Below are 23,096 nucleotides of genomic sequence, written 5' to 3'. Positions count from 1 at the left end.
CACGGTCTGTTGGGCAGTCCGTTGGGGAGCCCGTTGGGGAGCCCGTCGGGCAGCCGGTCCGGCGGCGCCGGGAGCGTGCACCCGGAACCGCTCCCCGTATCCCGGCACCTTCGTGCCCTCCCGTGCGTCCTCCTTGGGGAGGACACCGCACACCGACCGGCAGAGGAGGCGTCACCCCGCCCGCGGGGAAAGATCCTGCCCAGGAACTAGCGACGCGCTTTTGCCAACCCATTACGCTTGCCGTCAAGGCCGCGCAGGGCGGCCATGGAGGAGTGAGGATGAGGAGCAGCAACCCGGTCTTCTCGCGACGGGGCTTCAGCCGCGGCACCGGCTACGCGGGCTTCAACGCCCCGCCGCAGGCCGGGGGCGCCGCCAACCCGTACGCCGGAACCAACCCGTACGCCACCCAGGCGCCACCCCAGTACGACCCGCAGACCCGCCCGATGACGATGGACGACGTCGTCACGCGCACCGGCATGACGCTCGGCACGGTCATCGCCGGCGCCACCGTCGGCTGGATCTTCCTGGCCGGCCAGCTCGGCTTCGCGGTCTTCGCCGCTGTGGTCGCGATGGGACTGGGCCTCGCCCAGGGCTTCATGCGCCGGCCGGTCCCCGCGCTGATCCTGGCGTACGCGGCCTTCGAGGGCATCTTCCTCGGCGCGCTCAGCGGCGCCATCAACGACCTGCCGAAGTTCAGCGGCGCGCCCATGCAGGCGGTGCTGGGCACGATGGCGGTCTTCGTCGCCATGCTGGTCGCCTACAAGACCCGGCTGGTGCGGGTCACCGCCCGCTTCACCCGCTTCGTGATCATCGCGGCGCTCGGCTTCGTGCTGCTGTCGCTGGTCAACATGCTCTTCATGGTGTTCGGCGGGGGCGACGGCCTCGGCTTCCGCAGCGGCGGCCTGGGCATCCTGTTCGGCGTGGTGGGCGTGGTCCTCGGCGCGCTGTTCCTGGCCCTGGACTTCAAGCAGGTCGAGGACGGCATCGCCTACGGCGCACCGCGCGAGGAGTCCTGGCTGGCCGCCTTCGGCCTGACCATGACCCTGGTGTGGATCTACCTGGAGATGCTGCGGCTGATCCAGATCCTGCGCGACTGACGCCGCCAGGCGCAGATCTCGTGACGAAGGGCCCGCAGGCACATCGCCTGCGGGCCCTTCGTCACGGGGAACCTTGTGGGTGCGGGAATCACCGTTTGCGCGCGGCGCGCCTGAGGTCGTATTCGTGGACGATCGCTTTGGCGTGCCCGTAGGCGAGGTTGTGTTCGCCGCGGAGCCAGCTGACTTTTTCGTCGAAGCGGAAGAGGGACGGACCCTCGTCAACGGTGCGGAGCCATTCGGAGATCTCACGGCCGGTGCAGTGCGGGATACGGGAGAGCAGATTCCGGTGGGTCTCGTCGGAGTAGAGCTGAGACATCGGCGCCTCCGGACGCGGTCGATGCTGGTTCTTCAGCACACCGTGCCTGAGCGTTCGAGTGTTGGCAACCACCCGGGAGTGGCGCATAGGCTCACCGCGTGCTTGACGTGATGCCTTTGCAGACTGCCGTGGACGCCTTCGCCGACCGCCTCAGGTCGCTGCCCCAGAGCACGCTGGCCCGCGGCGCCGCGGCCGAAGGGCTCGCGCTGGCACGGGAGTTGGCCCTGCGTGCGCAGCGGATCGAGACCCCCGGGCAGGTGCCGCGCAGCATGCCCGACGCCGGAACGTTCGCGGCCGGCGATCAGCTGGCGGTGGCCGGCCACGATCTGGCCGAAGCGCTGCGCACCGCCGCCGCCACCGCGGCCCCTGACGCGAAACCGGCCCCCGCCGAAGACCTGGCGGAGGCCGTGCGCCTGGTCACGCAGGCGGCGGGGCGCTGGTAGGGCGGGCCGGGCCGGTCGGAGCGAGGGGGCCGGTCAGAGCGAGGCGATGACGCGGTCCGCCAGGATGTAGACGCTCTCCTGCCGGCCCTCACCCCAGCAGAAGGTCAGGGCGTAGCCGCCGGAGATGCCGGAGCCGCCCAGGAGTACGGGGGTGTGCTCGGCGCGCAGGGCGGCGGCCAGCCGTTCCGCGGTGTCCCGGTCGCCGGGGGTCAGGCACAGCGTGGTCCCGTCGGTGAAGACATAGACGTCCAGGGTGCCCAGGGGACCGGGGCGGACGTCCGCGAGCGGGACGCCGTGCCGGGCCAGCTGCTCCAGGCGCGTGACGGTGCGCTCGTGGTCGCTGATCACCGGGGAGGGCGAGAAGTCCGGGTGCGAGGGGTGGCGCCGGCGGGCGGCGGCCAGTTCGGCCGACTCGGCGGCCTCCTCGACGTGTTCCAGCTCGGGAGCGTCCAGCGCCTCGACGGACTCCAGCGCGTCGTACGGGTCCAGGGCGTCGGGACCCAGCAGCGGCTCCAGACCGGCCAGGTCCGCCTGCCGCGGCAGGAACGGCCGAAGCTCGGCGCGGTCCTCCCGCCCGGCACCGGGCCGGTCGGCCGGGGCGTCGGCCGCACCCTCCGCGCCGAGGTCGGCGCCGCCGATCAGCGGCGGCGCATCGGCCGCATCCCGTGCCTCCTGGGCCGCCCAGAACGCACGCGCCTCGGCCAGCTCGCGCTCCCGCTCCTCGGCCAGCGCATCGGCGACCGCGGCGCGTATGTCCGCGAGCGGCGTGGCATCGGCCGGGGCGGTGCGGGCGGCCGGGACGGTCGCGAGGCCCGTCGTACCGGCCGTCGCGGCGTCCGTACGGGCGGCCACGAGCTCGGCGTGCAGCGCGGTGACCTGGCGGCGCAGGCCCCAGGCGGTGTGCAGGGCGGCGGCGCCCAGCGCCACGGCCACGGCCGCGGCCGACATGAGGACGAAGCTGTTGACACTCATGCCGAGACCTCGCTTCCCGAAACCTCGCTGCGGTGGCTCATGCGTACTCCCAATAGCAGATGTCCCCCGACTTCCTACATCAGGGTGCAGGGCGACGGCGACCGTTCCCAGCGCACTATGTCCGAATTGCTCGGAGCTTGGGGGTTCGGGCGTCCGGGCACCCCGCGGTGACCTGCAAGAACGCCGTCGCGTCGGGGCGTTGGTCACAATCGTGGCCCCACTTGGGTCGCGATCTTGTCACCGGTGACGCAGGCCACTTGCCGTCGCCATAGGTGCCCGTACGACAGCGAAGGGTGCGCGCGGAGCGGGAGTTGACCACCGCTTTCCGTGCGCACCCTTCGGATCGCCCGCTAAGGAGCCGATCGCCCGCTTCGAGGCCGGCAGCTCAGCTCAGCCGCTCGCGTTTGTGGTCGCGCTGAGCTTCGCTTCCGCTGCGGGCAGGGGCCGGGCACTCGTCCCTCGCACCCGGCCCCTACCCTCCGCTGCAGCTCAGCTCAGCCGCTCGATGACCATCGCCATGCCCTGGCCGCCGCCCACGCACATCGTCTCCAGGCCGAACTGCTTGTCGTGCCACTGGAGGGAGTTGATCAGGGTGGTGGTGATCCGGGCGCCGGTCATGCCGAAGGGGTGGCCCACGGCGATGGCGCCGCCGTTGACGTTCAGCCTGTCCAGGTCGATGCCCAGATCGCGGTACGAGGGGATGACCTGGGCGGCGAACGCCTCGTTGATCTCGACCAGGTCGATGTCGGAGATCGACAGGCCGGCGCGGCGCAGGGCCTGCTTGCTGGCCTCCACCGGGCCGTAGCCCATGATCTCGGGGGACAGGCCGGAGACACCGGTGGAGACGATGCGGGCCAGCGGCGTCAGGCCCAGCTCGCGCGCCTTGGTGTCGGACATGATCACCAGCGCCGCGGCGCCGTCGTTCAGCGGGCAGCAGTTGCCGGCGGTCACCAGGCCGTCGGGGCGGAACACCGGCTTGAGGCCCTGGACGCCCTCCAGGGTGACGCCGGCGCGCGGGCCGTCGTCCTTGGAGACGACCGTGCCGTCGGGCAGCTCGACCGGGGTGATCTCGCGCTCCCAGAAGCCGTTCTTGATCGCCTTCTCGGCGAGGTTCTGGGACCGTACGCCGAACTCGTCCATGTCCTGGCGGGTGACGCCCTTGAGGCGGGCGAGGTTCTCCGCGGTCTGGCCCATGGCGATGTAGGCGTCCGGGATCAGGCCGTCCTCGCGCGGGTCGTGCCAGCCCGAACCCTCCTCCTGGGCGCGGGCGGCCGTACGGGCCTCGGCGTCGGCGAAGAGCGGGTTGTGGGTGTCCGGCAGGCCGTCCGAGCTGCCCTTGACGGACCGCGAGACGGTCTCGACGCCCGCCGAGATGAAGACATCGCCCTCGCCGGCCTTGATGGCGTGCAGTGCCATGCGGGAGGTCTGGAGCGAGGAGGAACAGTAACGGGTGATGGTGCAGCCGGGGAGGTGGTCCATCCCCATCTGGACGGCCACGATGCGGCCGAGGTTGTGGCCCTGCTCGCCACCGGGCAGGCCGCAGCCGAGCATCAGGTCGTCGATGTCGGTGGGGTCCAGCTCGGGGACCTTGGCCAGGGCGGCCTCGATGATCTTCGCGGTCAGGTCGTCGGGGCGCAGATCCTTGAGCGAGCCCTTGAAGGCGCGGCCGATCGGGGAGCGGGCGGCTGAGACGATCACGGCTTCGGGCATCACACGGCTCCAGGAACGTATGGAAAGGGTGGACTGTGAGGGAAGTTACCTGCACGTAGTGCCAAGGTCACGGGGTGCGTGCTGTGATGCGGGCCTCTTTTCTAAGCGAGCGCTTATGGACGTGCTGGAGGAACGGGGAGGGGGCGCCGGGTATTCCCGCTCCGGCCCGGCCGGGCCCTGGGGACTCCCGCCCCGGGCGGCCCGCCCTCACCACCCGATCTGCGGCAGCTCGGACGGCTCCGCATCCGGCAGCTGCCGGCGCCTGCGGTGCTTGAGCAGCGCCCACGGCGCCCGCCGCCCGCTGACCTCCGTACCGCCCTCGGCCGCCGCCTCCGCCGCCGCCATCTCGACCGGCAGAATGCCCTCGCCGCGGCCGGGCTCGGGCCGCTCCTCATCGGGCCACAGCCCCAGCGTCGCGCACAGCGTCGGCAGCACCGCCATCGCGGCGGTGGCATACCCCTCGGCCGACGGGTGGTAGTTGTCCGGCCCGAACAGCTCGCGCGGATGCGCCTCGAACTCCGGGCCCAGCAGATCGCCGAGCGAGACCGTACGCCCGCCGTTCTCGACCACGCCGATGGTCTGGGCGGCGGCCAGCTGCCGCGACAGCCGCCGGGCCACCCAGCGCAGCGGCTGGTAGACCGGCTCGATGGTGCCCAGGTCGGGGCAGGTGCCCACCACCACCTCGCTGCCCGCCTCGCGCAGCCGGCGTACCGCCTCGGACAGATGCCGTACGGATTCGGCGAGCGGCATGCGGTGGGTGACATCGTTGGCGCCGATCATGATGACGCAGACGTCAGGGGGCCGGGCCTCGGCGCTGCCCTCCCCGAGGATCAGCTCCACCTGGCGCTCCAGATCGTTCGACTGGGCACCGGGCAGGGCCACATTGCGGAACTCGACGGGGAGTTCGGACAGCGCGGCCAGCCCCGAGGCCAGCAGCGCACCCGGGGTCTGGCGGGGGCGGTGCACGCCCTGCCCGGCGGCGGTGGAGTCGCCCAGGAAGGCGAGCCGCAGCGGCGGCCGCCCGTCGTCGTGGTGGAACGGGGCGCCGTAGCGGCCGTCGGCGCACGGCGGGGTGTCGCTGGAGCCGCCGACCGTACGCCGGGCCAGCCGGACCTCGGTCAGCAGCACCCCGACCGCGGCGACGCCGAGCAGGCCGATCCCGCCCCCGCCCACCGCCGCGGCGGTCGCGATCCGGCGCGCCACGCGCGCCCTGGACATCGTCATCGGCATAGCCGGGCACCTCCCCGTGCAGTGCGTGCGTGCGCGCCGCGGCCCAGGGGACCGGACGCGCTGGTATCGACAACAACAAACTCGTACGAGAAGTTGTTGCCCGTTCCCGCACGGAACGCAACGCACCTGACCTCTAACGGACAGCGATCGACGCGGCCCCGGCCGGGCCCGGCGCATAGGCTGGCGGCACGGGCGCAGGAGAGCGTGCCCCCGACCGCGGAGACCACCGTGCAGTTTTACGATTCGATGATTGAGCTCGTCGGCAACACCCCGCTGGTACGGCTCAACAACGTGACCAAGGGCATCCAGGCCACCGTCCTGGTGAAGGTCGAGTACTTCAACCCCGGCGGTTCGGTCAAGGACCGCATCGCAGTGCGGATGATCGAGGCCGCAGAGGAGTCGGGCCAGTTGCAGCCCGGCGGCACCATCGTGGAGCCGACGTCCGGCAACACCGGTGTGGGCCTGGCGATCGTGGCCCAGCAAAAGGGCTACAAGTGCATTTTCGTCTGCCCCGACAAGGTGTCGACGGACAAGATCAATGTGCTGCGGGCCTATGGCGCGGAGGTCGTGGTCTGCCCGACCGCGGTGGACCCCGAGCACCCGGACTCGTACTACAACGTCTCGGACCGGCTGGTGCGCGAGACGCCGGGTGCCTGGAAGCCCGACCAGTACAGCAACCCCAACAACCCGCGCTCGCACTACGAGACCACCGGTCCCGAGCTGTGGGCGCAGACCGACGGGCGGATCACCCACTTCGTGGCGGGCGTCGGCACCGGCGGCACGATCAGCGGCACCGGCCGCTATCTGAAGGACGCCAGTGAGGGCCGCGTCAAGGTCATCGGCGCCGACCCGGAGGGCTCTGTCTACAGCGGCGGTTCCGGGCGCCCGTATCTGATCGAGGGCGTCGGCGAGGACTTCTGGCCCACCGCCTACGACCGTACGGTCGCGGACGAGATCGTCGCGGTCTCCGACAAGGACGCCTTCCAAATGACCCGGCGCCTGGCCAAGGAGGAGGGCCTGCTGGTCGGAGGCTCCTGCGGGATGGCCGTGGTGGCCGGTCTAGAGGTCGCCTCGCGCCTGGGCCCGGACGATGTCGTGGTCGTCCTCCTCCCGGACAGCGGCCGCGGCTATCTCTCCAAGATCTTCAACGACGAGTGGATGGCCGACTACGGCTTCCTGGAGGAGAGCGGCACCGCGGCCCGGGTCGGCGAGGTGCTGGAGCACAAGGAGGGTGCGCTGCCCTCGCTGGTGCACATGCACCCCGAGGAGACCGTCGGCGAGGCGATCGAGGTGCTGCGCGAGTACGGCGTCTCCCAGATGCCGATCGTCAAGCCGGGCGCCGGCCACCCGGACGTGATGGCCGCCGAGGTCATCGGCTCGGTGGTGGAGCGCGAGCTGCTCGACGCGCTGTTCACCCAGCGCGCCTCGCTCTCCGACCCGCTGGAGAAGCACATGTGCCCGCCGCTGCCGCAGGTCGGCTCCGGGGAGGCGGTCGCCGATCTGATGGCCGTCCTGGAGAACGCGGATGCGGCGATCGTCCTGGTCGAGGGCAAGCCGAAGGGCGTGGTGAGCCGGCAGGACCTGCTCGCCTATCTGGCGCGCGGCGTGGCCAAGTAGCGCCGGGCCGTGCACCCGTGCGGGGCGGCGCACCTCGCCGTCGCCGTACGGGTGGGACGTACGGTTGTTAAGCGACCGTCAGGGAACGGGACGGAATCGCAAGGTGTACGTATGCGTCACGCGTTCGCAGCACGGACTTAACACGCGTCAGGCACATTGATGACCGAGGCGATAAGGACCTCCGGAGCGGCTCCCGGACCTCCACGATCGCCAGGACGCGACGCCCGGCCCTGACCCGGCCCGCGTCCCTTGCGGGGACCGCCGTCGTCCCGCCCCCGGCTCGGCCGGGGTGTGGCGGTCCCCGCAACATCTCTCCCTTCTCCCGGCGGCCGTTGGTACGGTCGGCGGACGCGGGCCGGTGGTCGGCCGAGGGAGGAACGGCGGACCTCGATGAGTGAAGTCGCAGTGCGCGATGAGGCCCGACAGGGCGGCGCGCCAGGGGAGTTGGCGGACCGGCTGGAGGCGTACCGTACCGAGCTGACCGGGTACTGCTACCGCATGCTGGGGTCCGCGTTCGAGGCCGAGGACGCCGTGCAGGAGACCATGGTGCGGGCCTGGCGCAGCTATCAGCGGTTCGAGGGGCGGTCCTCGCTGCGGTCGTGGCTCTACCGGATCGCCACCAACGTCTGTCTGGATCTGCTCAAGGGGAGCGGGCGGCGGGCACGGCCGATGGATCTCGCCTCGCCGTCGAGCGTGGACACCCCGGTGGGCAACGGGCTGCCCGAGGCCACCTGGATCGGGCCGGTGCCGGACGCGCGGGTGCTGGCGGAGACCGCGGATCCCGCGGAGGCGGCGGTGGCACGGGAGTCGGTCCGGCTCGCCTTCGTCTCCGCGTTGCAGCGGCTGGCGCCCCGGCAGCGGGCGGTGCTGATCCTGCGGGAGGTGCTGAGCTGGTCGGCGAGCGAGGTGGCGGAGCTGTTGGGCAGTTCCGTGGCGGCGGTCAACAGCGCCTTGCAGCGGGCGCGGGCGACGCTCGCCGCGGACCAGGGCCACGGGGGCCGGGGCGAGGGCCGGGAGGCGGCCGTTGCGCCGCCGTTGGACGAGGCACAGCAGGCGCTGCTGGAGCGGTATGTGGACGCCTTCGAGCGCTTCGACATGGCGGCGCTGACGGCCCTGCTGCACGAGGACTCGACGCTGTCGATGCCGCCGTACGCACTGTGGCTGCGCGGCCGCGAGGACATCGTGCGGTGGATGCGCGGCCCCGGCTGCGGCTGCGAGGGATCGCATCTGGTGCCGCTGACGGCCAACGGGCGGCCCGCTTTCGGGCAGTACCGGGCGGACGGCAGGCCCTGGGCGATCCAGGTGATCGACACGGCGGACGGGCGGATCACCGGCCTGAATTCGTTCCTGGACACGGAGCGGCTGTTCCCGCTGTTCGGGCTGCCGCCGCGGTGGACGGACGTACCCGCGTCGTCCGGGGAGCGGTCCGGGGTGCGGCCGGGGGAGCGGCCCGCCGCCGGCTGAGTGCGGGCGCCCGTATTTCTCGTTGCCGGTCCTGCATAAGGTCATGCACACTCATAGGTGATTGAATAGCGGTAGGGGTGGACGGCCGCCGCGCCGCCCGCCCGCTCACCGTACGGAGCGAGGTGGAGCGCAGGTGCTGGACAACGGCCGAGGAGCCACCCGGCCCGTCACCTCGACGGCGCCGGCCTGCGCACCGCCGATATCGCCGCCCTCGCGGACCGCACCGCCCACCCCGAGCCCCCCGACCGCAAAGCCCTCGCACGGGCCGCGGAATCCTGGGAGACCCCCCGCCGCCTCGCCGCCACCGGCCGGGTCCACGGGCGCAGCACCGGCGTCGGCGCCAACCAGCCCGTGGGCGGCGTCGTCGGGCCCGACGACGCCGCCCACGGGCTGCGCCTGCTGCGCAGCCACGCCGGGGCGATCGGCGACCGGCTGCCCGCCCAGAGGTTACCTACCGTCGGGCGGCCGGTACCGTCAGTCGGCACTGCGGGACGGTACGGCGGCGCGGCACCGGGACACACGGCACGAGCACGAGCACAAGGCCCCCTCCGGGCCGGGAAGCAGAGGGCAATGAGCGGGGACCGGGACAACGGCGGCGGCGCGGCCCAGGGCGCGCGTACGGACACCGGTACCGGTACCGCCGCGGGCAGGGATGCGGGCTCGGACCTGGAGCCGGGCACCGGCGCGGCCGACACCGGCGCCGCCGCCCGCCTCCAGAAGCTCTTCGAGGGGCACCGGCTGACGCCCACCCAGCGCCGGATCGCGCACTGCATGGTGCGCCAGGCCGCCGATGCGCCCTTCCTCTCCAGCGTGGAACTGGCCGAACTGGCCGGTGTCAGCCAGCCCTCCGTCACCCGCTTCGCCGTCGCCCTCGGCTTCGACGGCTACCCGGCGCTCCGCCGCCACCTCCGCGAGGTCGCGCCCACCGGTACACCCGGGGGCAGCGACGCGTACAACGAGTACCAGCAGGCCGTCCAGGCCGAGATCGACAATCTGCGCCATCTGGCCGCCGCGCTCGCCGACCCCTCCCCGGTGATCGAGGCCGGCCGCGTCCTGGCCGCCTCCCGGCCGCTGCCCGTCCTCGGCCTGCGCGCCGCCTCGGCCCAGGCCGCCGGTTTCAGCTACTTCGCCCGCAAGGTCCACCCCGACGTCCGGCTCCTGGACGAGGGCGGCACCATGCTCACCGACCGCATCGACGCCGCCGTCCGCGCCGGCGCCACCGCCCTGCTCTGCTTCGCCCTGCCCCGCCACCCCCGCGAGGTCGTCGACGCCCTCGCCACCGCCCGCGACGCCGGCCTGACCCTCGTCACCGTCGCCGACAGCGCCTTCGCCCCCGTGGCCCACCCCACCGACCTCCTCCTCCCCGCCCCCGTCGGCACCGGCCTCGCCTTCGACACCGCCTGCGCCCCGATGCTGCTGGGCCGCGTCCTCCTGGAGGCCATGTGCGACGCCCTCCCGGACGCCCAGGCCCGCCTGGAGGAGTTCGACACGAACGCGGCGGCGAGGGGGCTGTTCGTGGAGTGAGGGGTGAGCAGTGAGGAGCGAGGGGGAGGGGCCGGGGCCGTACGGCGGTGGTTAGGTCAGCCCGCGGAGCGCGTCCGGGGCGTCCCCGCCGCTTTCCGCTGTGAGTTCGGCCAGGGTCTGCGGGGCGCGTACGGTCGCGAAGCGGACGGTGCCGTCGGGGGCGGCGACGTAGCCGTGAATGCCGGGCCGGGGCAGTGAGTTGTACGCGAAGTGGGTGGAGAAATAGTAGGCGCCGGTGTCCAGGAGGGCGACATGGTCGCCGGACCCGAGGAGCGGGAGCGGGCGGTTCTCGGCGACCAGATCGCCCGCGAAGCAGCACGGACCCGCGACGTCCTGGGCGACGGGCGCGCCGGTCTTGGGCAGGCCGTGCGCGTCGTACGCGGCGACCCGGACCGGCCAGGAGTCGGGCGCGAAGACCGTACGGGTGGCGACCTGGGCGCCGGCATGGGTGACCGCGATGGGCCGCCCGCCCGCCGACTTCGCGTACTCGACACGGGCGACGATCGTGCCGTGCTTGGCCAGCAGCGACCGCCCGAACTCGGTGACCAGCCCGTAGCGTCCCGACATCAGCCTCGGCACGGTCGAACGGAGCAGCGCGGCGTAGTCGCGGAAGGTCGGGGTCACGGCGTCCGAGGCGAAGTTGACCGGCAGGCCGCCGCCGATGTCGAGGGTGTCGATCTGCCGCCGTCCGGCCTGCTCGTTGATCTCCTCGGCCAGGTGGTACAGGTCCGACACCCCCGCGGCCATCAGCTTCAGTGACATGCCCTGGGAACCGACATGGGCGTGCAGCCGGGTCAGCCACGGGCGGTCGAGGCAGGACCGTACGACCCAGGCGCGGGCGCCCTCGTCGCGGAGCCCCACACCGAATTTGGAGGTGTCGGTGGCGGTGCTCATCGCGCCGATGCTGCCGCCGCCGATCTGCGGATTGACCCGCAGCCCGATCGGCGCGGTGGACGGTGCGGAGGCCATCAGGCCGTCGATACGGGACAGTTCCTCGGGGTTGTCGGCGTTGACCGCGATGCCGAGCGCCAGGGCCTCGCGCAGTTCGGCCAGGGTTTTGGCGGGCGAATCCAGCACCGTACGACGGGTCGGCACCCGCGCGGCCCGGGCCAGCGCCAGCTCCCCGGGGCTGGCCACCTCGCACCCGAGCCCCTCCTGCGCCAGCAGTCGCAGCACGGGGACCAGCGAGGCGGCCTTCACCGCGAAGGCGTGCAGAACCGGTGTCCCCGGCGCCGTGAACTCCTCGAAGGCGGACCGGAGTTCGGCCGCCGACCGCCGGATCCCGTCGACATCCAGCAACCCGGCGACCGGCTCACCCGGACCGACCAGGCCCCGTGCAACGGCCGCTTGGACGGCGCGGTCGCGGGGGTGGGCGTGGGGGGCGGGACCGGGACGGGTGGGGGGAGGCGTGCGGGGCTCGGCGCCATGCGTCCGGCCGGGCGTCGGGCCGGGCATCCGGTCAGTCATCCGGCTGGGCGTCCCGCCGGGCAGTGGGCCGGCCGGCGGGCCGGACGTCCCGCCGGGTCGGTGGCCCGGCAGCGGGCCGGTGAGGGGAACCGTGGTGGGCTCCTCCATGGGACCAGTCATGAGGCAACTTCATCACTGGCCGGGGCGTCGCGCCAACGGATGGCGTCGCCCCCACGGATACGGCACGACGCCTCCGCCATTACTCCACCGACCCTCCCCCAGCCACCGCTGGGCGGGGGTGCCCCCAGCCCGGACGTTACGCCGCCGCCCCGCTCAGCCCCGCCTTACGGTGCCGCTCGGTCAGCCGCGAGCCGGACTCGCGGCGCGCGGCGCGGCGCAGCAGGGGTATCGCGAGGAGGAAGCCGAGGACGGCCCAGGCGCTCAGCACCATGGCGATGGTCGGCAGCTCCCAGGAACCGGCCGGTTCCGCGGCCCGCGCGGCGTCCGGCAACAGGGCCGCCCGCACGCCCTGCGCCATCCACTTGAGCGGGAAGACGGCGGCTATCTTCTGGACCACCACCGGCAGCGAGGAGAACGGGAACACCGCTCCTGAGGTGACCAGCAGCCCCATCGCCGGCAGCATGATGAACGCCAGCGCCTCGCGCGGATTGGGCAGTACGGCGCCTATGGCCGCGCCCAGCGGCATGACGGCCAGCAGCCCCAGCGCGGTCACCCACAGCAGCGTCAGCCAGCCCGCGGCGTCCCGCGGCAGCGGCCCGTCCACCAGCAGGGCACCGGCCCCCAGCAGCAGGATGAGCGTGCCGTACGCCATGGCGACCATCACCATCGCCTTGGCCACCAGATACGCCGGTATGCCGCCGGGGGTGGCCCGCAGGCGCAGCAGGGCGCCCTCCTCCCGCTCGGTCACCAGGACCTGCGGGAGGTTGATCAGCCCGACCTGGAAGAGCAGATACGCGGCGAAGCCCGCCAGCGTCAGATGGCCCATCGGGATGTGGGTGCCGGGCACCTTTTTGCTGAGGGTTCCCGCCAGCACCAGCGCGACCACCACATTCCCCAGGAAGCCGCTCATCTCCTTGGGGTTGCGCATCAGATGGCGCACTTCGATGGCACCCCGCTGGAACCCGGCGCGCATGTGGCGCAGCCCGGCCGCCCGGGGCCGGGCCCCGGCCTGTGCGTCGGTCCGGGTGGTGGTCCGAGCAGCGGTCTGCGTGGTCGTCCGGTTCGTGGTCTCGCTCGTGGTCATGCGGCGTGCTTCTTCCCCCTGGTGAGCACGGACCCGTTGCCGTCGCCGGCCCCGTTTCCGTCCTCGTTGCTGATATCGCTCGCGGCGTCCGCCGCGTCCCCGCTGTGCACCATGTGCAGATAGGTGTCCTCCAGCGTCGGCCGGCGGACCTCCAGGTCGGCTATCGGCCCGTCGGCCGCCCGGTGGAGGTCCCAGACCAGCCGGGAGGGGTCCTCGGTGCGCTCGCGGCGGGGCGTGCCGTCGGCGGCCGTCCAGCGGACCTCGGCCTGGGCGGCGGCCCGCCGGGCCAGTTCCACGGGTGTGCCGTAGGCCCGGATCCGGCCGCTGACCAGCACGGCTATCCGGTCGGCCAGCCGCTCGGCCTCCACCAGATCGTGGGTGGTGAGCAGAACGGAGACGCCCTCCTCGCGGGCCAGTCGCTCGACCATGAGGTGGAAGTCGTGCCGCGCCTCGGGGTCGAAGCCGGTGGTGGGCTCGTCCAGGAAGAGCATCTCGGGGCGGCCTATGACGGCCAGCGCCACGTCCAGGCGGCGGCGCTGGCCGCCGGACAGCTGGCCGACCTGCCGGTCGGCCCGGTCGCGCAGGCCCACCAGGTCCAGCGTCGCGTCCGGGTCGCGCGGGTCGGGGTAGTAGGTGGCGAAGTGGGCCAGCAGCTCCCCGCCCCGCCAGCGCCGGTGGTCGCGCCAGGACTGGAGGACCAGGCCGATCCGGGCGCGCCAGGCGTCGCCGCCGCGGGCCGGATCCGTCCCCAGGACGCGCACGTCACCGGCGGAGCGCTGCCGGAAACCTTCGAGGATCTCGACGGTGGTGGTCTTCCCGGCGCCGTTGGGGCCGAGCAGGGCGAAGATCTCGCCGCGGTGGATGTCCAGATCGATGCCGTGCAGGACCGCGACGTCGCCGTAGGCCATCCGCATGTCGCGTACCTGGATGACGGGCGGGCCGTCAGGGGCGGTCGGCGTGGCCGCTGTGGTGGTGGCGGAGTCGTCCGGGCCCGTCGGCCGCAGGGGCTCCAGGGGCGGGTGTGCGGTACTCGTCATCGGTGTGCCTCTGCATGTTCCTGGTGTCGTTGCTGCGCCGCGGCCGCGGCCGGTCCCGCGCCCTCGACGATCGCCTGGAGGGCCGCCACATGGCCCTCGAAGGCGCCGCGGCCGCGCTCCGTCAGCCGGACCTTGGTGCGGCGTTTGCGGCCGCCGCCCTCCTTGCGGATCTCCAGATAGCCGGCCTCCTCCAAGGTGTGCAGCTGCTTGGAGAGCGCGGAGTCGCTGAGCGAGATGCTGTCCCGGATGAAGGCGAAGTCGGCCCATTCCGTGGCGGCGAGCAGCGCGACCACCGACAGCCTGGTGGCGGGATGGATCAGTTCGTCGAACCCGGTGGGTGTACTCATCGGATCGCCCTTTCGGAGGGGGCTCTTGTGCTGCGGTCGCGCAGTGGCGCGACCGCCCAGCGGTTCGCCGGGCCGACGAACAGCAGGAACGCCAGCACCGAAACGGTGGCGGTGATCAGGCTGCCGAACGGCAGTGCCAGCGACTCGACCAGACGGCCGGACAGCAGGATCGTCCCGCCGGAGACCGCCGCTCCGCCGGCCATGCTGGCGGCCGACCGCCAGCTGTAGCGCGAGCGGTGCAGGCGCATCCGGCTCCGGCGGCTGTAGTGGACGGCGAGCGAGCTCAGTACACCGACATAGGCGGCGAGCATCAGCCACACGCCCCATTTCGGCAGATCGAGCCCCATGCCGGCCAGGAAGAGCCACATGATCCCCGCCGTGGCGTAGGTCGCCCTGGGGTCGCCGGCTGCGCATTTCTCGACCTCGTCGTAGACCCGCTCCTGCGGGACCCGGATGCGTTGCAGATCCTGCCAGGCCTGCTCGGCATTCACCGTCGTGTTCATGGTCATCGCCTCCCCAAGGCGGTTCCGGGCGCGGCGCGCAGACGGCGGCCGGGCTCCGGAGCGTTCTGATCCCCGTTTACTTGCCTGTCAGGAAAGTTACCGCAGACTTTCCTGGCGGGCAAGTAAAAACCCGCGGTGCCGAGCGGCGCCCGTATGGCCGGTTCCGGCGGCCCGCGGTGGATGTCGCCCCGCGGTCTGTTGACTAGTCGTATTCAGTGGCTCCAGTATGTGAATAGCTCAATCCATACGACGTCAGGGAGGCACGGCCCATGTCGGGACCGCGACCCGTGCGGGCACCGCGCGGTACGGAGCTCAGCGCTCGGGGATGGCAGCAGGAAGCCGCGCTGCGCATGCTGCAGAACAACCTCGATCCGGAGGTGGCCGAACACCCGGACAAGCTCGTCGTCTACGGCGGCACCGGCAAGGCCGCCCGCGACTGGCGCTCCTTCGACGCGATGGTGCGCACCCTCACCACCCTCAAGCAGGACGAGACGATGCTCGTCCAGTCCGGCAGGCCCGTCGGCGTCATGCAGACCCACGAATGGGCGCCGCGGGTGCTGATCGCCAACTCCAACCTCGTCGGCGACTGGGCCAACTGGGAGGAGTTCCGCCGCCTGGAGGCCCTCGGCCTGACCATGTACGGCCAGATGACCGCCGGTTCGTGGATCTACATCGGCACCCAGGGCATCCTTCAGGGCACGTACGAGACCTTCGCCGCCGTCGCGGCCAAGAAGTTCGGCGGCACGCTCGCCGGGACGATCACCCTCACCGCCGGCCTCGGCGGCATGGGCGGCGCCCAGCCGCTCGCCGTCACCATGAACGACGGCGTCGCGATCTGCATCGACTGCGACCCCCGCGCCATCGAGCGGCGCATCGAACACCGCTACCTGGATGTACGGGCCGACAGCCTCCAGCACGCCCTCCAGCTCGCCGTCGAGGCCCGTGACCAGCGCAAACCGCTGTCCATCGGCCTGCTCGGCAACGCCGCGGAGCTGCTGCCGCAGATGCTCGCCGACGGTGCGCCGATCGACATCGTCACCGACCAGACCAGCGCCCACGACCCCCTGTCGTACCTGCCGATCGGCATCGACTTCGCCGATATGGCCGCCTACGCCGCCGAGAAGCCCGCCGACTTCACCCAGCGGGCGCGTGAGTCGATGGCCCGGCACGTCGAGGCCATGGTCGGCTTCATGGACGCCGGCGCCGAGGTCTTCGACTACGGCAACTCCATCCGTGGGGAGGCCCAACTCGCCGGATACCAGCGGGCGTTCGCCTTCCCAGGCTTCGTGCCCGCCTACATCCGTCCGCTGTTCGCCGAGGGCAAGGGGCCCTTCCGCTGGGCCGCGCTGTCCGGCGACGCCCGCGATATCGCCGCGACCGACAAGGCGATCCTGGACCTCTTCCCGGAGAACGAGTCGCTGGCCCGCTGGATCAAGCTGGCCGGGGAGCGGGTCCACTTCCAGGGCCTGCCCGCCCGGATCTGCTGGCTCGGCTACGGCGAGCGCGACAAGGCCGGCGAGCGGTTCAACGAGATGGTTGCCGACGGCACGCTCCAAGCCCCGCTGGCCATCGGCCGCGACCACCTCGACTGCGGCTCGGTCGCCTCGCCGTACCGCGAGACCGAAGCCATGAAGGACGGCTCGGACGCGATCGCCGACTGGCCGCTGCTCAACGCCATGGTCAACGTCGCCTCCGGCGCCTCCTGGGTCTCGCTGCACCACGGCGGCGGCGTCGGCATGGGCCGCTCGATCCACGCCGGACAGGTCACGGTCGCCGACGGCACCCCGCTGGCCGGGGAGAAGATCCGCCGGGTGCTGACCAACGACCCCGGCATGGGCGTCATCCGCCACGTCGACGCGGGCTACGAGCGCGCCGACGAGGTGGCCGCCGAGCGCGGAGTCCGTATCCCGATGCGCGAGGGCGAGGGCGCGTGACCGCCTCGTTCCACGAGATGTGGGAGGAGTTGCGGCCGGTCGGGCGCGACTCCTCCTCCGGGGGCTACCGCCGCTACGCCTGGACCGGCGCCGACGCCGACTGCCGCGCCTGGTTCCAGGCCCAGGCGCAGGCCCGCGGACTCCACTACGAACTCGACCGCAACGGCAACCAGTGGGCCTGGCTCGGAGCCACCACATACGAGGACGTCGCCCCCGGCGACGCCGTCGTCACCGGCTCCCACCTGGACTCCGTACCGGACGGCGGTGCCTTCGACGGCCCCCTGGGCGTCGTCTCCTCCTTCGCCGCGCTGGACGAACTCCGCGGGAGGGGAGCGGAATTCGCCAAACCGCTGGCGATCGTCAACTTCGGCGACGAGGAGGGCGCACGCTTCGGCCTCGCCTGCGTCGGCTCCCGGCTCGCCGCCGGAGCGCTGACCACCGAGGCCGCGCACCGCCTGTGCGACGGCGACGGCATCACCCTCCCGCAGGCCATGGAGCGCGCCGGATACGACCCGGAGGCCCTCGGCCCCGACCCCGAACGGCTCGCCAGGATCGGCGCTTTCGTCGAACTCCACGTCGAGCAGGGCCGCGCCCTGGACCTGACCGGCGACCCGGTCGGCATCGCCTCCGCCATCTGGCCGCACGGCCGCTGGCGCTTCGACTTCCGCGGCGAGGCCAACCATGCCGGCACCACCCGCCTGGAGGACCGCCGCGACCCGATGCTCACCTACGCGGCGATCGTCCTCGCCGCCCGTGAGCAGGCCCGCCTCGCCGGCGCCCTGGCCACCTTCGGGAAGATCAGCGTGCAGCCGAACGGCGTCAATGCGATCCCCTCGCTGGTCAGCGGCTGGCTGGACTCCCGCGCCGCCGACCAGGACACCCTGGACACCGTCATCGACGGGATCGAGCGGGCGGCCGCCGAGCGCGCCGAACGCGACGGAATCGACCTGAGCATCGTCCGCGAATCCTTCACCCCCGTCGTGGAGTTCCAGCACGCCCTGCGCGACGAACTGGCGGCGATCCTCGGCAAGACGGCGGACCGTCCGATGCCCGTCCTGGGCACCGGCGCGGGACACGATGCCGGTATTTTGTCCGGAACCGTCCCCACCGCCATGCTGTTCGTCCGCAACCCCACCGGCGTCTCGCACTCGCCCGCCGAAACGGCCACCGAGGACGACTGCATCGCCGGGGTCACCGCACTCGCCGACGTACTGGAGGGACTGGCGTGCCGATGACAGCGCCCACGGCACCGGTCACATACTGGCTCGAACACGCCTGGCTGGGCACCCATGTGGAGCCCGGCGTCGCCGTGGAGGTGGCGGACGGGCGGATCTCGGCCGTACGGACCGGGGCCGCGACCCCGCCGCCCGGCGCCGTGGCGCTGCGCGGCCTGACGATCCCCGGCCTCGCCAACGCCCACAGCCATGCCTTCCACCGCGCGCTGCGCGGCACCGTCCAGGTCGGCTCCGGCACGTTCTGGACCTGGCGCGAGGTGATGTACAGCGTCGCCGACCGGCTCACCCCGGACAGCTACTACGCCCTCGCCCGCGCCGTCTACGCCGAGATGGCACTCGCCGGTATCACGTGCGTCGGCGAGTTCCACTACCTCCACCACGCGCCCGGCGGCACCCGCTACAACGACCCCAACGCCATGGGCGAGGCCCTGATCGCGGCCGCCGCCGACGCCGGGATCCGCATCACCCTCCTCGACACCGCCTATCTCTCCGCCGGCTTCGGCACCCCGCCCAACCACCACCAGCTGCGCTTCTCCGACGGCACCGCCGACGCCTGGGCGCAGCGCGCCGACGCCCTCAAGGACGGTCGCGGGCATGCCCGGATCGGCGCCGCCATCCACTCCGTACGCGCCGTCCCGGCCGATCAGCTGAGCATCGTCGCCGACTGGGCCCGGCAGCGGCAGGCCCCGCTGCACCTCCATCTGTCCGAGCAGACCGCCGAGAACGACGCCTGCCACGACGCACACGGCCGCACCCCCACCGGGCTGCTCGCCGACCACGGTGTGCTGGGCCCGCGCACCACCGCCGTCCACGCCACCCACCTCACTCCCGAGGACATCGGCCTGCTCGGCGGCACCCGCACGGGCGTGTGCATGTGCCCCACCACCGAGCGCGACCTCGCCGACGGCATCGGCCCGGCCCGCCAAGTCCAGGAAGCGGGCAGTCCGTTGTCCCTGGGCAGCGACAGTCACGCCGTCATCGACCTGCTCGAAGAGGCCCGCGCCATGGAGCTGGACGAGCGGCTGCGCACCCGCACCCGCGGGCACTGGACGGCCGCCGCCCTGCTGCGCGCCGCGACCGCCGACGGTCACACCGCGCTGGGCTGGGACGACGCCGGCGCCATCGAGACCGGCGCGCTCGCCGACCTCACGACCGTCGCGCTGGACTCCGTACGCACCGCAGGACCGCCGCCCCGCCTGGGCGCCGAGACGGCCGTATTCGCCGCCTCCGCGGCGGATGTGCGGCACACGGTCGTGGGCGGCCGACAGATCGTCCGGGACGGTGCGCACACCCTTGTCCCCGACGTGCCCACAGCACTCGCAGAGTCCATCGCCGCCGTAGGCGGCTGAAGGAGAACACCCCCGCGATGACGACCGACACGACGACTACCACGATCTCCGCCCCGACCACCGCCATCACCCACATCGGCCAACTCGTCACCAACGACCCCTCCCTCGGTGAAGGCCCCCTCGGTCTGATCCAGGACGCGGCGGTCGTCATCGACGGCGACCGCATCGCCTGGGTCGGTGAATCCAGCAAAGCACCCGCCACTGACAATGCCGTCGACGCGGGCGGCCGGGCCGGCATTCCCGGCTTCGTCGACTCCCACTCCCACCTCGTGTTCGCCGGCGACCGCACCGCAGAGTTCAACGCCCGTATGTCCGGGCGCCCTTACTCGGCCGGCGGCATCCGCACCACCGTCGCGGCCACCCGCGCCGCGACCGACGAGGCCCTGCACACCAACGTCGCCCGCTATCTCGCCGAGGGCCTGCGCCAGGGCACCACCACCCAGGAGACCAAGTCCGGCTACGGCCTGACCGTCGAGGACGAGGCCCGCGCGCTGCGCATCGCCGCCGCCCACACCGACGAGGTCACGTTCCTCGGCGCGCACATCGTCTCGCCCGACTACGCCGACGACCCGGCCGGCTATGTCGACCTCGTCACCGGCCCGATGCTGGACGCCTGCGCCCCGCACGCCCGCTGGATCGACGTCTTCTGCGAGAAGGGCGCCTTCGACGGCGACCAGGCCCGCGCCGTCCTCACCGCCGGACAGGCCAAGGGCCTGATCCCCCGGGTGCACGCCAACCAGCTCGGCCCCGGCCCCGGCGTCCAGCTCGCCGTCGAACTCGGCGCCGCCTCCGCCGACCACTGCACCCACCTCAGCTACGCCGACATCGACGCCCTCGCGCAGTCCGAGACCGTCGCCACGCTCCTGCCGGGCGCCGAGTTCTCCACCCGCGCCAAGTGGCCCGACGCCCGCCCGCTGCTCGACGCCGGGGCCACCGTCGCCCTGTCCACCGACTGCAACCCCGGCTCGTCCTTCACCAGTTCCATGCCGTTCTGCATCGCGCTGGCCGTCCGCGACATGGGGATGACGCCCGACGAGGCCGTCTGGTCCGCCACCGCAGGGGGCGCCCGCGCGCTGCGCCGCACCGACGTCGGCCGGATCGCCCCCGGCGCCCGCGCCGACCTCGCCCTGCTCGACGCGCCCTCGCACGTCCACCTCGCCTACCGGCCCGGCGTACCGCTCGTATCGGCCGTGTGGCACAAGGGAGTTCTCGTCTGAGGGGACCCGGGAGCCTCCCGCAGCGGAGGCCGGGTTCACGGCAGGCACAGCAGAGGAGGGCCCGTCCCGGGAAACCGGGGCAGGCCCTCCTCTGCGCGGGCGACGGCCGGCCCTGGCGGACCGGCGGTACGACCGCGGGGGTCACTCCTCGACCATCAGCCCCTTGCGGAGCCGGCCGAGCGTGCGCGAGAGCAGCCGGGAGACATGCATCTGAGAGATGTTCAGCTCCTCGCCGATCTCGGACTGCGTCATGTTGGCCACGAACCGCAGCGAGAGGATCTTCCGGTCGCGCGGCGGGAGTTCGGCGATCAGCGGCTTGAGCGATTCCACGTACTCAATGCCTTCGAGGCCGTTGTCCTCGTAGCCGATGCGGTCCGCCAGCGCGCCTTCGCTGTCGTCCTCCTCGGGCTGGGCGTCCAGCGAGCTCGCGGTGTAGGCGTTGCTCGCGGCCATCCCTTCCACGACCTCGTCCTTGGTGATGTCGAGGCGCTCGGCGAGCTCGCTCACCGTGGGGGCGCGGTCCAGCTTCTGGGCCAGTTCGTCGCCGGCCTTGGCCAGATCCAGCCGCAGTTCCTGAAGACGCCTCGGTACCCGCACCGACCAGCTGGTGTCGCGGAAGAAGCGCTTGATCTCGCCGACGATGGTCGGCATCGCGAACGTCGGGAACTCCACGCCGCGGCTCAGCTCGAAGCGGTCTATGGCCTTGATCAGGCCGATCGTGCCGACCTGGACGATGTCCTCCATGGGCTCGCTGCGGGAGCGGAACCGGGAGGCCGCGAACTTCACCAGGGCGAGATTGAGCTCGACCAGGGTGTTACGGACGTAGGCGAATTCATGGGTGCCTTCCTCGAGCGTTTCCAGCCGCTCGAAGAGGGTCTTGGACAGTGCCCGCGCGTCCACCGGGCCCACCTCGTCGAAGGGCGGGATCTCGGGCAGACCGTCGATCTCAGGAATTTCCGCGAGGTCGGATTCGGCGGCGAGGGACGGGGCAGGCACCGACTGGGACGGGATGTGCCCGGTCGGGTCGGACTGGGGTGTCGACGAGGTGTGCTGCCGGGTGTCGTCGGTGCGCATTTCGTCGAGCCGGGGTGACATGTGTCCTCCATCGTTCTCGGCATATGGCTGCCGAAGCCTCTACGTGAAGCTGCGGTGTGCGGCGCCTCCAAAGCCGGTCGTTTCGAATGTGTCCATCTACGCCTACCTGGCTTTGCATGAAGATGGCAAGTGCGTGTTGTCCATATCTCGTGCTATATGGGGATTGTTCGGCTACCCCTGTGCGGAGGGAGGGCGTAGTGTTCGACACGCGCAGTCGTAAGCAATCCAGACGCCGAGACAGCAAAAGGGGTGCGCACGGATGGACCGCGGGACGGTCGGCAGTGCAAGCCGTGGCCGGCTGCAGGTCGCGATCCGGCATCACGGCGCCAGTGCGGTCGTGACTGCCGCCGGTGAGCTCGATCACCACACCGCAGATCTGTTGCGCGAGTCACTGGAGGGGTGCGTCGACGATGGGTATGCACGCCTGGTGGTGGACTGCTCACCCCTTGAATTCATGGACTCCACCGGACTCAATGTGCTGCTCGGCGCCCGCCTGAAGGCGGAGGCCGCTGGGGGCGGGGTCCATCTGGCCGGGATGCAGCCGGTGGTGGCACGGGTCCTGGAGATCACTGGCGCGGATGCGGTTTTCACGGTGCATGACTCCCTCGATGCGGCACTGTCCGACTGACCGACGCTGCCCGGATGGTTGCAATCCGGGCACGTAGTACGTGTCACAACTTCCGTACCCAACAAGTGGGTGTTCTCACGGTCCGGTCGGGCAGGAGACATCTGAATCCGTTAGTAACCAGTCAGTTATCTGTTGTCCGTGAAAAGGCGAATCGGTGAGGTGAAGCGCTGATGAGCACCACCCGGCCGTACCCGCCGGGCGATCTTGGCCCGGAGACGGGCGGCCCGGGCGCCTCCGCCCCCCAGGCCGCCGCGCCGGCAGGCCAGATCCGCCGGCTGCGCCTGGCGGGCACCCGAGGTGCGGTGGCGCGCGGCCGTGACTTCGCCCGGGAGGCCCTGCACGACTGGGGCTGGCTGCCGGCCGCCAACGCCGACCAGCGTGCCGCGGCCGAGGATGTGCTGCTCGTCGTCTCCGAGCTGGTCACCAACGCCTGTCTGCACGCCGAGGGGCCGGAGGAGCTGCGGCTGCGGTGCACCGCCAAGGTGCTCCACCTGGAGGTCAGCGACCTGGGCACCGGATCGCCCGCACCGCGCAATCCGCACCGCCCGGGGCGCCCCGGGGGCCACGGCATGTTCATCGTGCAGCGCCTGTGCCTGGACTGGGGAGTGGTACGCAACTCCGACGGCGCCGGCAAGACCGTCTGGGCGGAGCTCGCCGCACCGTCCTGAAGGGCGGTCGGAACGTCACGAGGTGAGCGCGGGCCTGCG

Annotated in this window: 22 protein-coding genes; 11 read left to right on the top strand and 11 right to left on the bottom strand. The window is 72.1% G+C overall.

Features of this window, described 5'->3' with window-relative positions; genetic code table 11:
* Window positions 1–278 precede the first annotated feature (278 nt).
* Window positions 279–1,097, top strand: a complete 819-nt coding sequence (locus SNA_RS04115; RefSeq protein ID WP_044363272.1) for a Bax inhibitor-1/YccA family protein — start codon at window positions 279–281, stop codon at window positions 1,095–1,097.
* An 88-nt stretch (window positions 1,098–1,185) separates the two neighbouring features.
* Here SNA_RS04115 and SNA_RS04110 read toward each other — a convergent pair whose 3' ends face one another.
* Entirely contained in the window at window positions 1,186–1,413 is a 228-nt protein-coding gene (locus SNA_RS04110) for a DUF4287 domain-containing protein (protein WP_030068053.1), read from the bottom strand.
* 98 nt (window positions 1,414–1,511) lie between these two features.
* On the opposite strand from SNA_RS04110, the gene SNA_RS04105 reads away from it, so the two are divergent.
* On the top strand, window positions 1,512–1,856 hold the full coding sequence (locus tag SNA_RS04105) for a hypothetical protein (RefSeq protein ID WP_030068052.1): 345 nt from the start codon (window positions 1,512–1,514) through the stop codon (window positions 1,854–1,856).
* Between the two features lie 33 nt (window positions 1,857–1,889).
* On the opposite strand, the gene SNA_RS04100 is transcribed toward SNA_RS04105, so the two are convergent.
* The 3 genes from SNA_RS04100 to SNA_RS04090 form a co-directional block, all read right to left on the bottom strand.
* Window positions 1,890–2,828 carry a hypothetical protein gene (locus tag SNA_RS04100; protein ID WP_044363269.1) on the bottom strand — a complete coding sequence of 313 codons (939 nt, stop codon included), beginning with the start codon at window positions 2,826–2,828 and terminating at the stop codon, window positions 1,890–1,892.
* Window positions 2,829–3,317: 489 nt separating this feature from the next.
* Window positions 3,318–4,538 (bottom strand): acetyl-CoA C-acetyltransferase, encoded by a 1,221-nt coding sequence (locus SNA_RS04095; RefSeq protein WP_030068049.1) that lies wholly within the window; start codon window positions 4,536–4,538, stop codon window positions 3,318–3,320.
* Between the two features lie 207 nt (window positions 4,539–4,745).
* Complete coding sequence (locus SNA_RS04090; RefSeq protein WP_241779539.1) at window positions 4,746–5,762, bottom strand: SGNH/GDSL hydrolase family protein; 1,017 nt, start codon at window positions 5,760–5,762, stop codon at window positions 4,746–4,748.
* Between the two features lie 234 nt (window positions 5,763–5,996).
* Here SNA_RS04090 and SNA_RS04085 point away from each other — a divergent pair, with 234 nt between their 5' ends.
* Both SNA_RS04085 and SNA_RS04080 read left to right on the top strand, forming a co-directional pair.
* The gene (locus SNA_RS04085) at window positions 5,997–7,385 is read left to right on the top strand and encodes a cystathionine beta-synthase (RefSeq protein ID WP_030068046.1); all 1,389 of its coding nucleotides are present in this window, start codon (window positions 5,997–5,999) and stop codon (window positions 7,383–7,385) included.
* A 390-nt stretch (window positions 7,386–7,775) separates the two neighbouring features.
* Window positions 7,776–8,849 (top strand): sigma-70 family RNA polymerase sigma factor, encoded by a 1,074-nt coding sequence (locus SNA_RS04080; protein WP_078969670.1) that lies wholly within the window; start codon window positions 7,776–7,778, stop codon window positions 8,847–8,849.
* Between the two features lie 105 nt (window positions 8,850–8,954).
* On the opposite strand, the gene SNA_RS42085 is transcribed toward SNA_RS04080, so the two are convergent.
* Window positions 8,955–9,260 (bottom strand): hypothetical protein, encoded by a 306-nt coding sequence (locus SNA_RS42085; RefSeq protein WP_157879859.1) that lies wholly within the window; start codon window positions 9,258–9,260, stop codon window positions 8,955–8,957.
* A 159-nt stretch (window positions 9,261–9,419) separates the two neighbouring features.
* Here SNA_RS42085 and SNA_RS04075 point away from each other — a divergent pair, with 159 nt between their 5' ends.
* A complete protein-coding gene (locus tag SNA_RS04075) occupies window positions 9,420–10,373 on the top strand; it encodes a MurR/RpiR family transcriptional regulator (protein ID WP_044363266.1) in 954 nt (317 codons plus the stop codon).
* 51 nt (window positions 10,374–10,424) lie between these two features.
* On the opposite strand, the gene SNA_RS04070 is transcribed toward SNA_RS04075, so the two are convergent.
* From SNA_RS04070 to SNA_RS04050, 5 genes are all read right to left on the bottom strand, one after another.
* Window positions 10,425–11,960: a type III PLP-dependent enzyme domain-containing protein gene (locus SNA_RS04070; protein WP_241779535.1), complete on the bottom strand. Its 1,536-nt coding sequence runs from the start codon at window positions 11,958–11,960 to the stop codon at window positions 10,425–10,427.
* Between the two features lie 136 nt (window positions 11,961–12,096).
* Complete coding sequence (locus tag SNA_RS04065) at window positions 12,097–13,044, bottom strand: ABC transporter permease (protein WP_078969669.1); 948 nt, start codon at window positions 13,042–13,044, stop codon at window positions 12,097–12,099.
* The gene (locus SNA_RS04060; RefSeq protein ID WP_044363263.1) at window positions 13,041–14,081 is read right to left on the bottom strand and encodes an ABC transporter ATP-binding protein; all 1,041 of its coding nucleotides are present in this window, start codon (window positions 14,079–14,081) and stop codon (window positions 13,041–13,043) included. Before SNA_RS04060 ends, SNA_RS04065 begins: the two co-directional genes overlap by 4 nt.
* Entirely contained in the window at window positions 14,078–14,428 is a 351-nt protein-coding gene (locus tag SNA_RS04055) for a winged helix-turn-helix domain-containing protein (protein ID WP_030068040.1), read from the bottom strand. Before SNA_RS04055 ends, SNA_RS04060 begins: the two co-directional genes overlap by 4 nt.
* A complete protein-coding gene (locus tag SNA_RS04050; RefSeq protein WP_052808875.1) occupies window positions 14,425–14,931 on the bottom strand; it encodes a hypothetical protein in 507 nt (168 codons plus the stop codon). Before SNA_RS04050 ends, SNA_RS04055 begins: the two co-directional genes overlap by 4 nt.
* Window positions 14,932–15,200: 269 nt before the next feature.
* Here SNA_RS04050 and hutU point away from each other — a divergent pair, with 269 nt between their 5' ends.
* Genes hutU through hutI form a run of 4 tightly spaced genes read left to right on the top strand, consistent with a single transcriptional unit; the run spans window position 15,201 to window position 20,666 of the window.
* Entirely contained in the window at window positions 15,201–16,865 is a 1,665-nt protein-coding gene (gene hutU, locus SNA_RS04045) for a urocanate hydratase (protein WP_044363261.1), read from the top strand.
* 17 nt (window positions 16,866–16,882) lie between these two features.
* Window positions 16,883–18,100, top strand: a complete 1,218-nt coding sequence (locus tag SNA_RS04040) for an allantoate amidohydrolase (RefSeq protein WP_241779538.1) — start codon at window positions 16,883–16,885, stop codon at window positions 18,098–18,100.
* Entirely contained in the window at window positions 18,097–19,449 is a 1,353-nt protein-coding gene (locus tag SNA_RS04035; RefSeq protein WP_030068035.1) for a formimidoylglutamate deiminase, read from the top strand. Before SNA_RS04040 ends, SNA_RS04035 begins: the two co-directional genes overlap by 4 nt.
* A 17-nt stretch (window positions 19,450–19,466) precedes the next feature.
* On the top strand, window positions 19,467–20,666 hold the full coding sequence (gene hutI / locus SNA_RS04030; RefSeq protein WP_030068034.1) for an imidazolonepropionase: 1,200 nt from the start codon (window positions 19,467–19,469) through the stop codon (window positions 20,664–20,666).
* 141 nt (window positions 20,667–20,807) lie between these two features.
* On the opposite strand, the gene SNA_RS04025 is transcribed toward hutI, so the two are convergent.
* Window positions 20,808–21,761 carry an RNA polymerase sigma factor SigF gene (locus SNA_RS04025; protein ID WP_030068033.1) on the bottom strand — a complete coding sequence of 318 codons (954 nt, stop codon included), beginning with the start codon at window positions 21,759–21,761 and terminating at the stop codon, window positions 20,808–20,810.
* A 259-nt stretch (window positions 21,762–22,020) separates the two neighbouring features.
* On the opposite strand from SNA_RS04025, the gene SNA_RS04020 reads away from it, so the two are divergent.
* Both SNA_RS04020 and SNA_RS04015 read left to right on the top strand, forming a co-directional pair.
* Window positions 22,021–22,389, top strand: coding sequence for an STAS domain-containing protein (locus SNA_RS04020; RefSeq protein WP_030068032.1), 369 nt, complete (start codon window positions 22,021–22,023; stop codon window positions 22,387–22,389).
* A 170-nt stretch (window positions 22,390–22,559) separates the two neighbouring features.
* A complete protein-coding gene (locus SNA_RS04015; protein ID WP_044363259.1) occupies window positions 22,560–23,057 on the top strand; it encodes an ATP-binding protein in 498 nt (165 codons plus the stop codon).
* Window positions 23,058–23,096 lie beyond the last annotated feature (39 nt).

This window comes from Streptomyces natalensis ATCC 27448 (assembly GCF_000935125.1).
In the GTDB taxonomy this organism is placed as follows: Bacteria; Actinomycetota; Actinomycetes; order Streptomycetales; family Streptomycetaceae; genus Streptomyces; species Streptomyces natalensis.
This window is presented reverse-complemented; position numbering and strand designations above follow the sequence as displayed.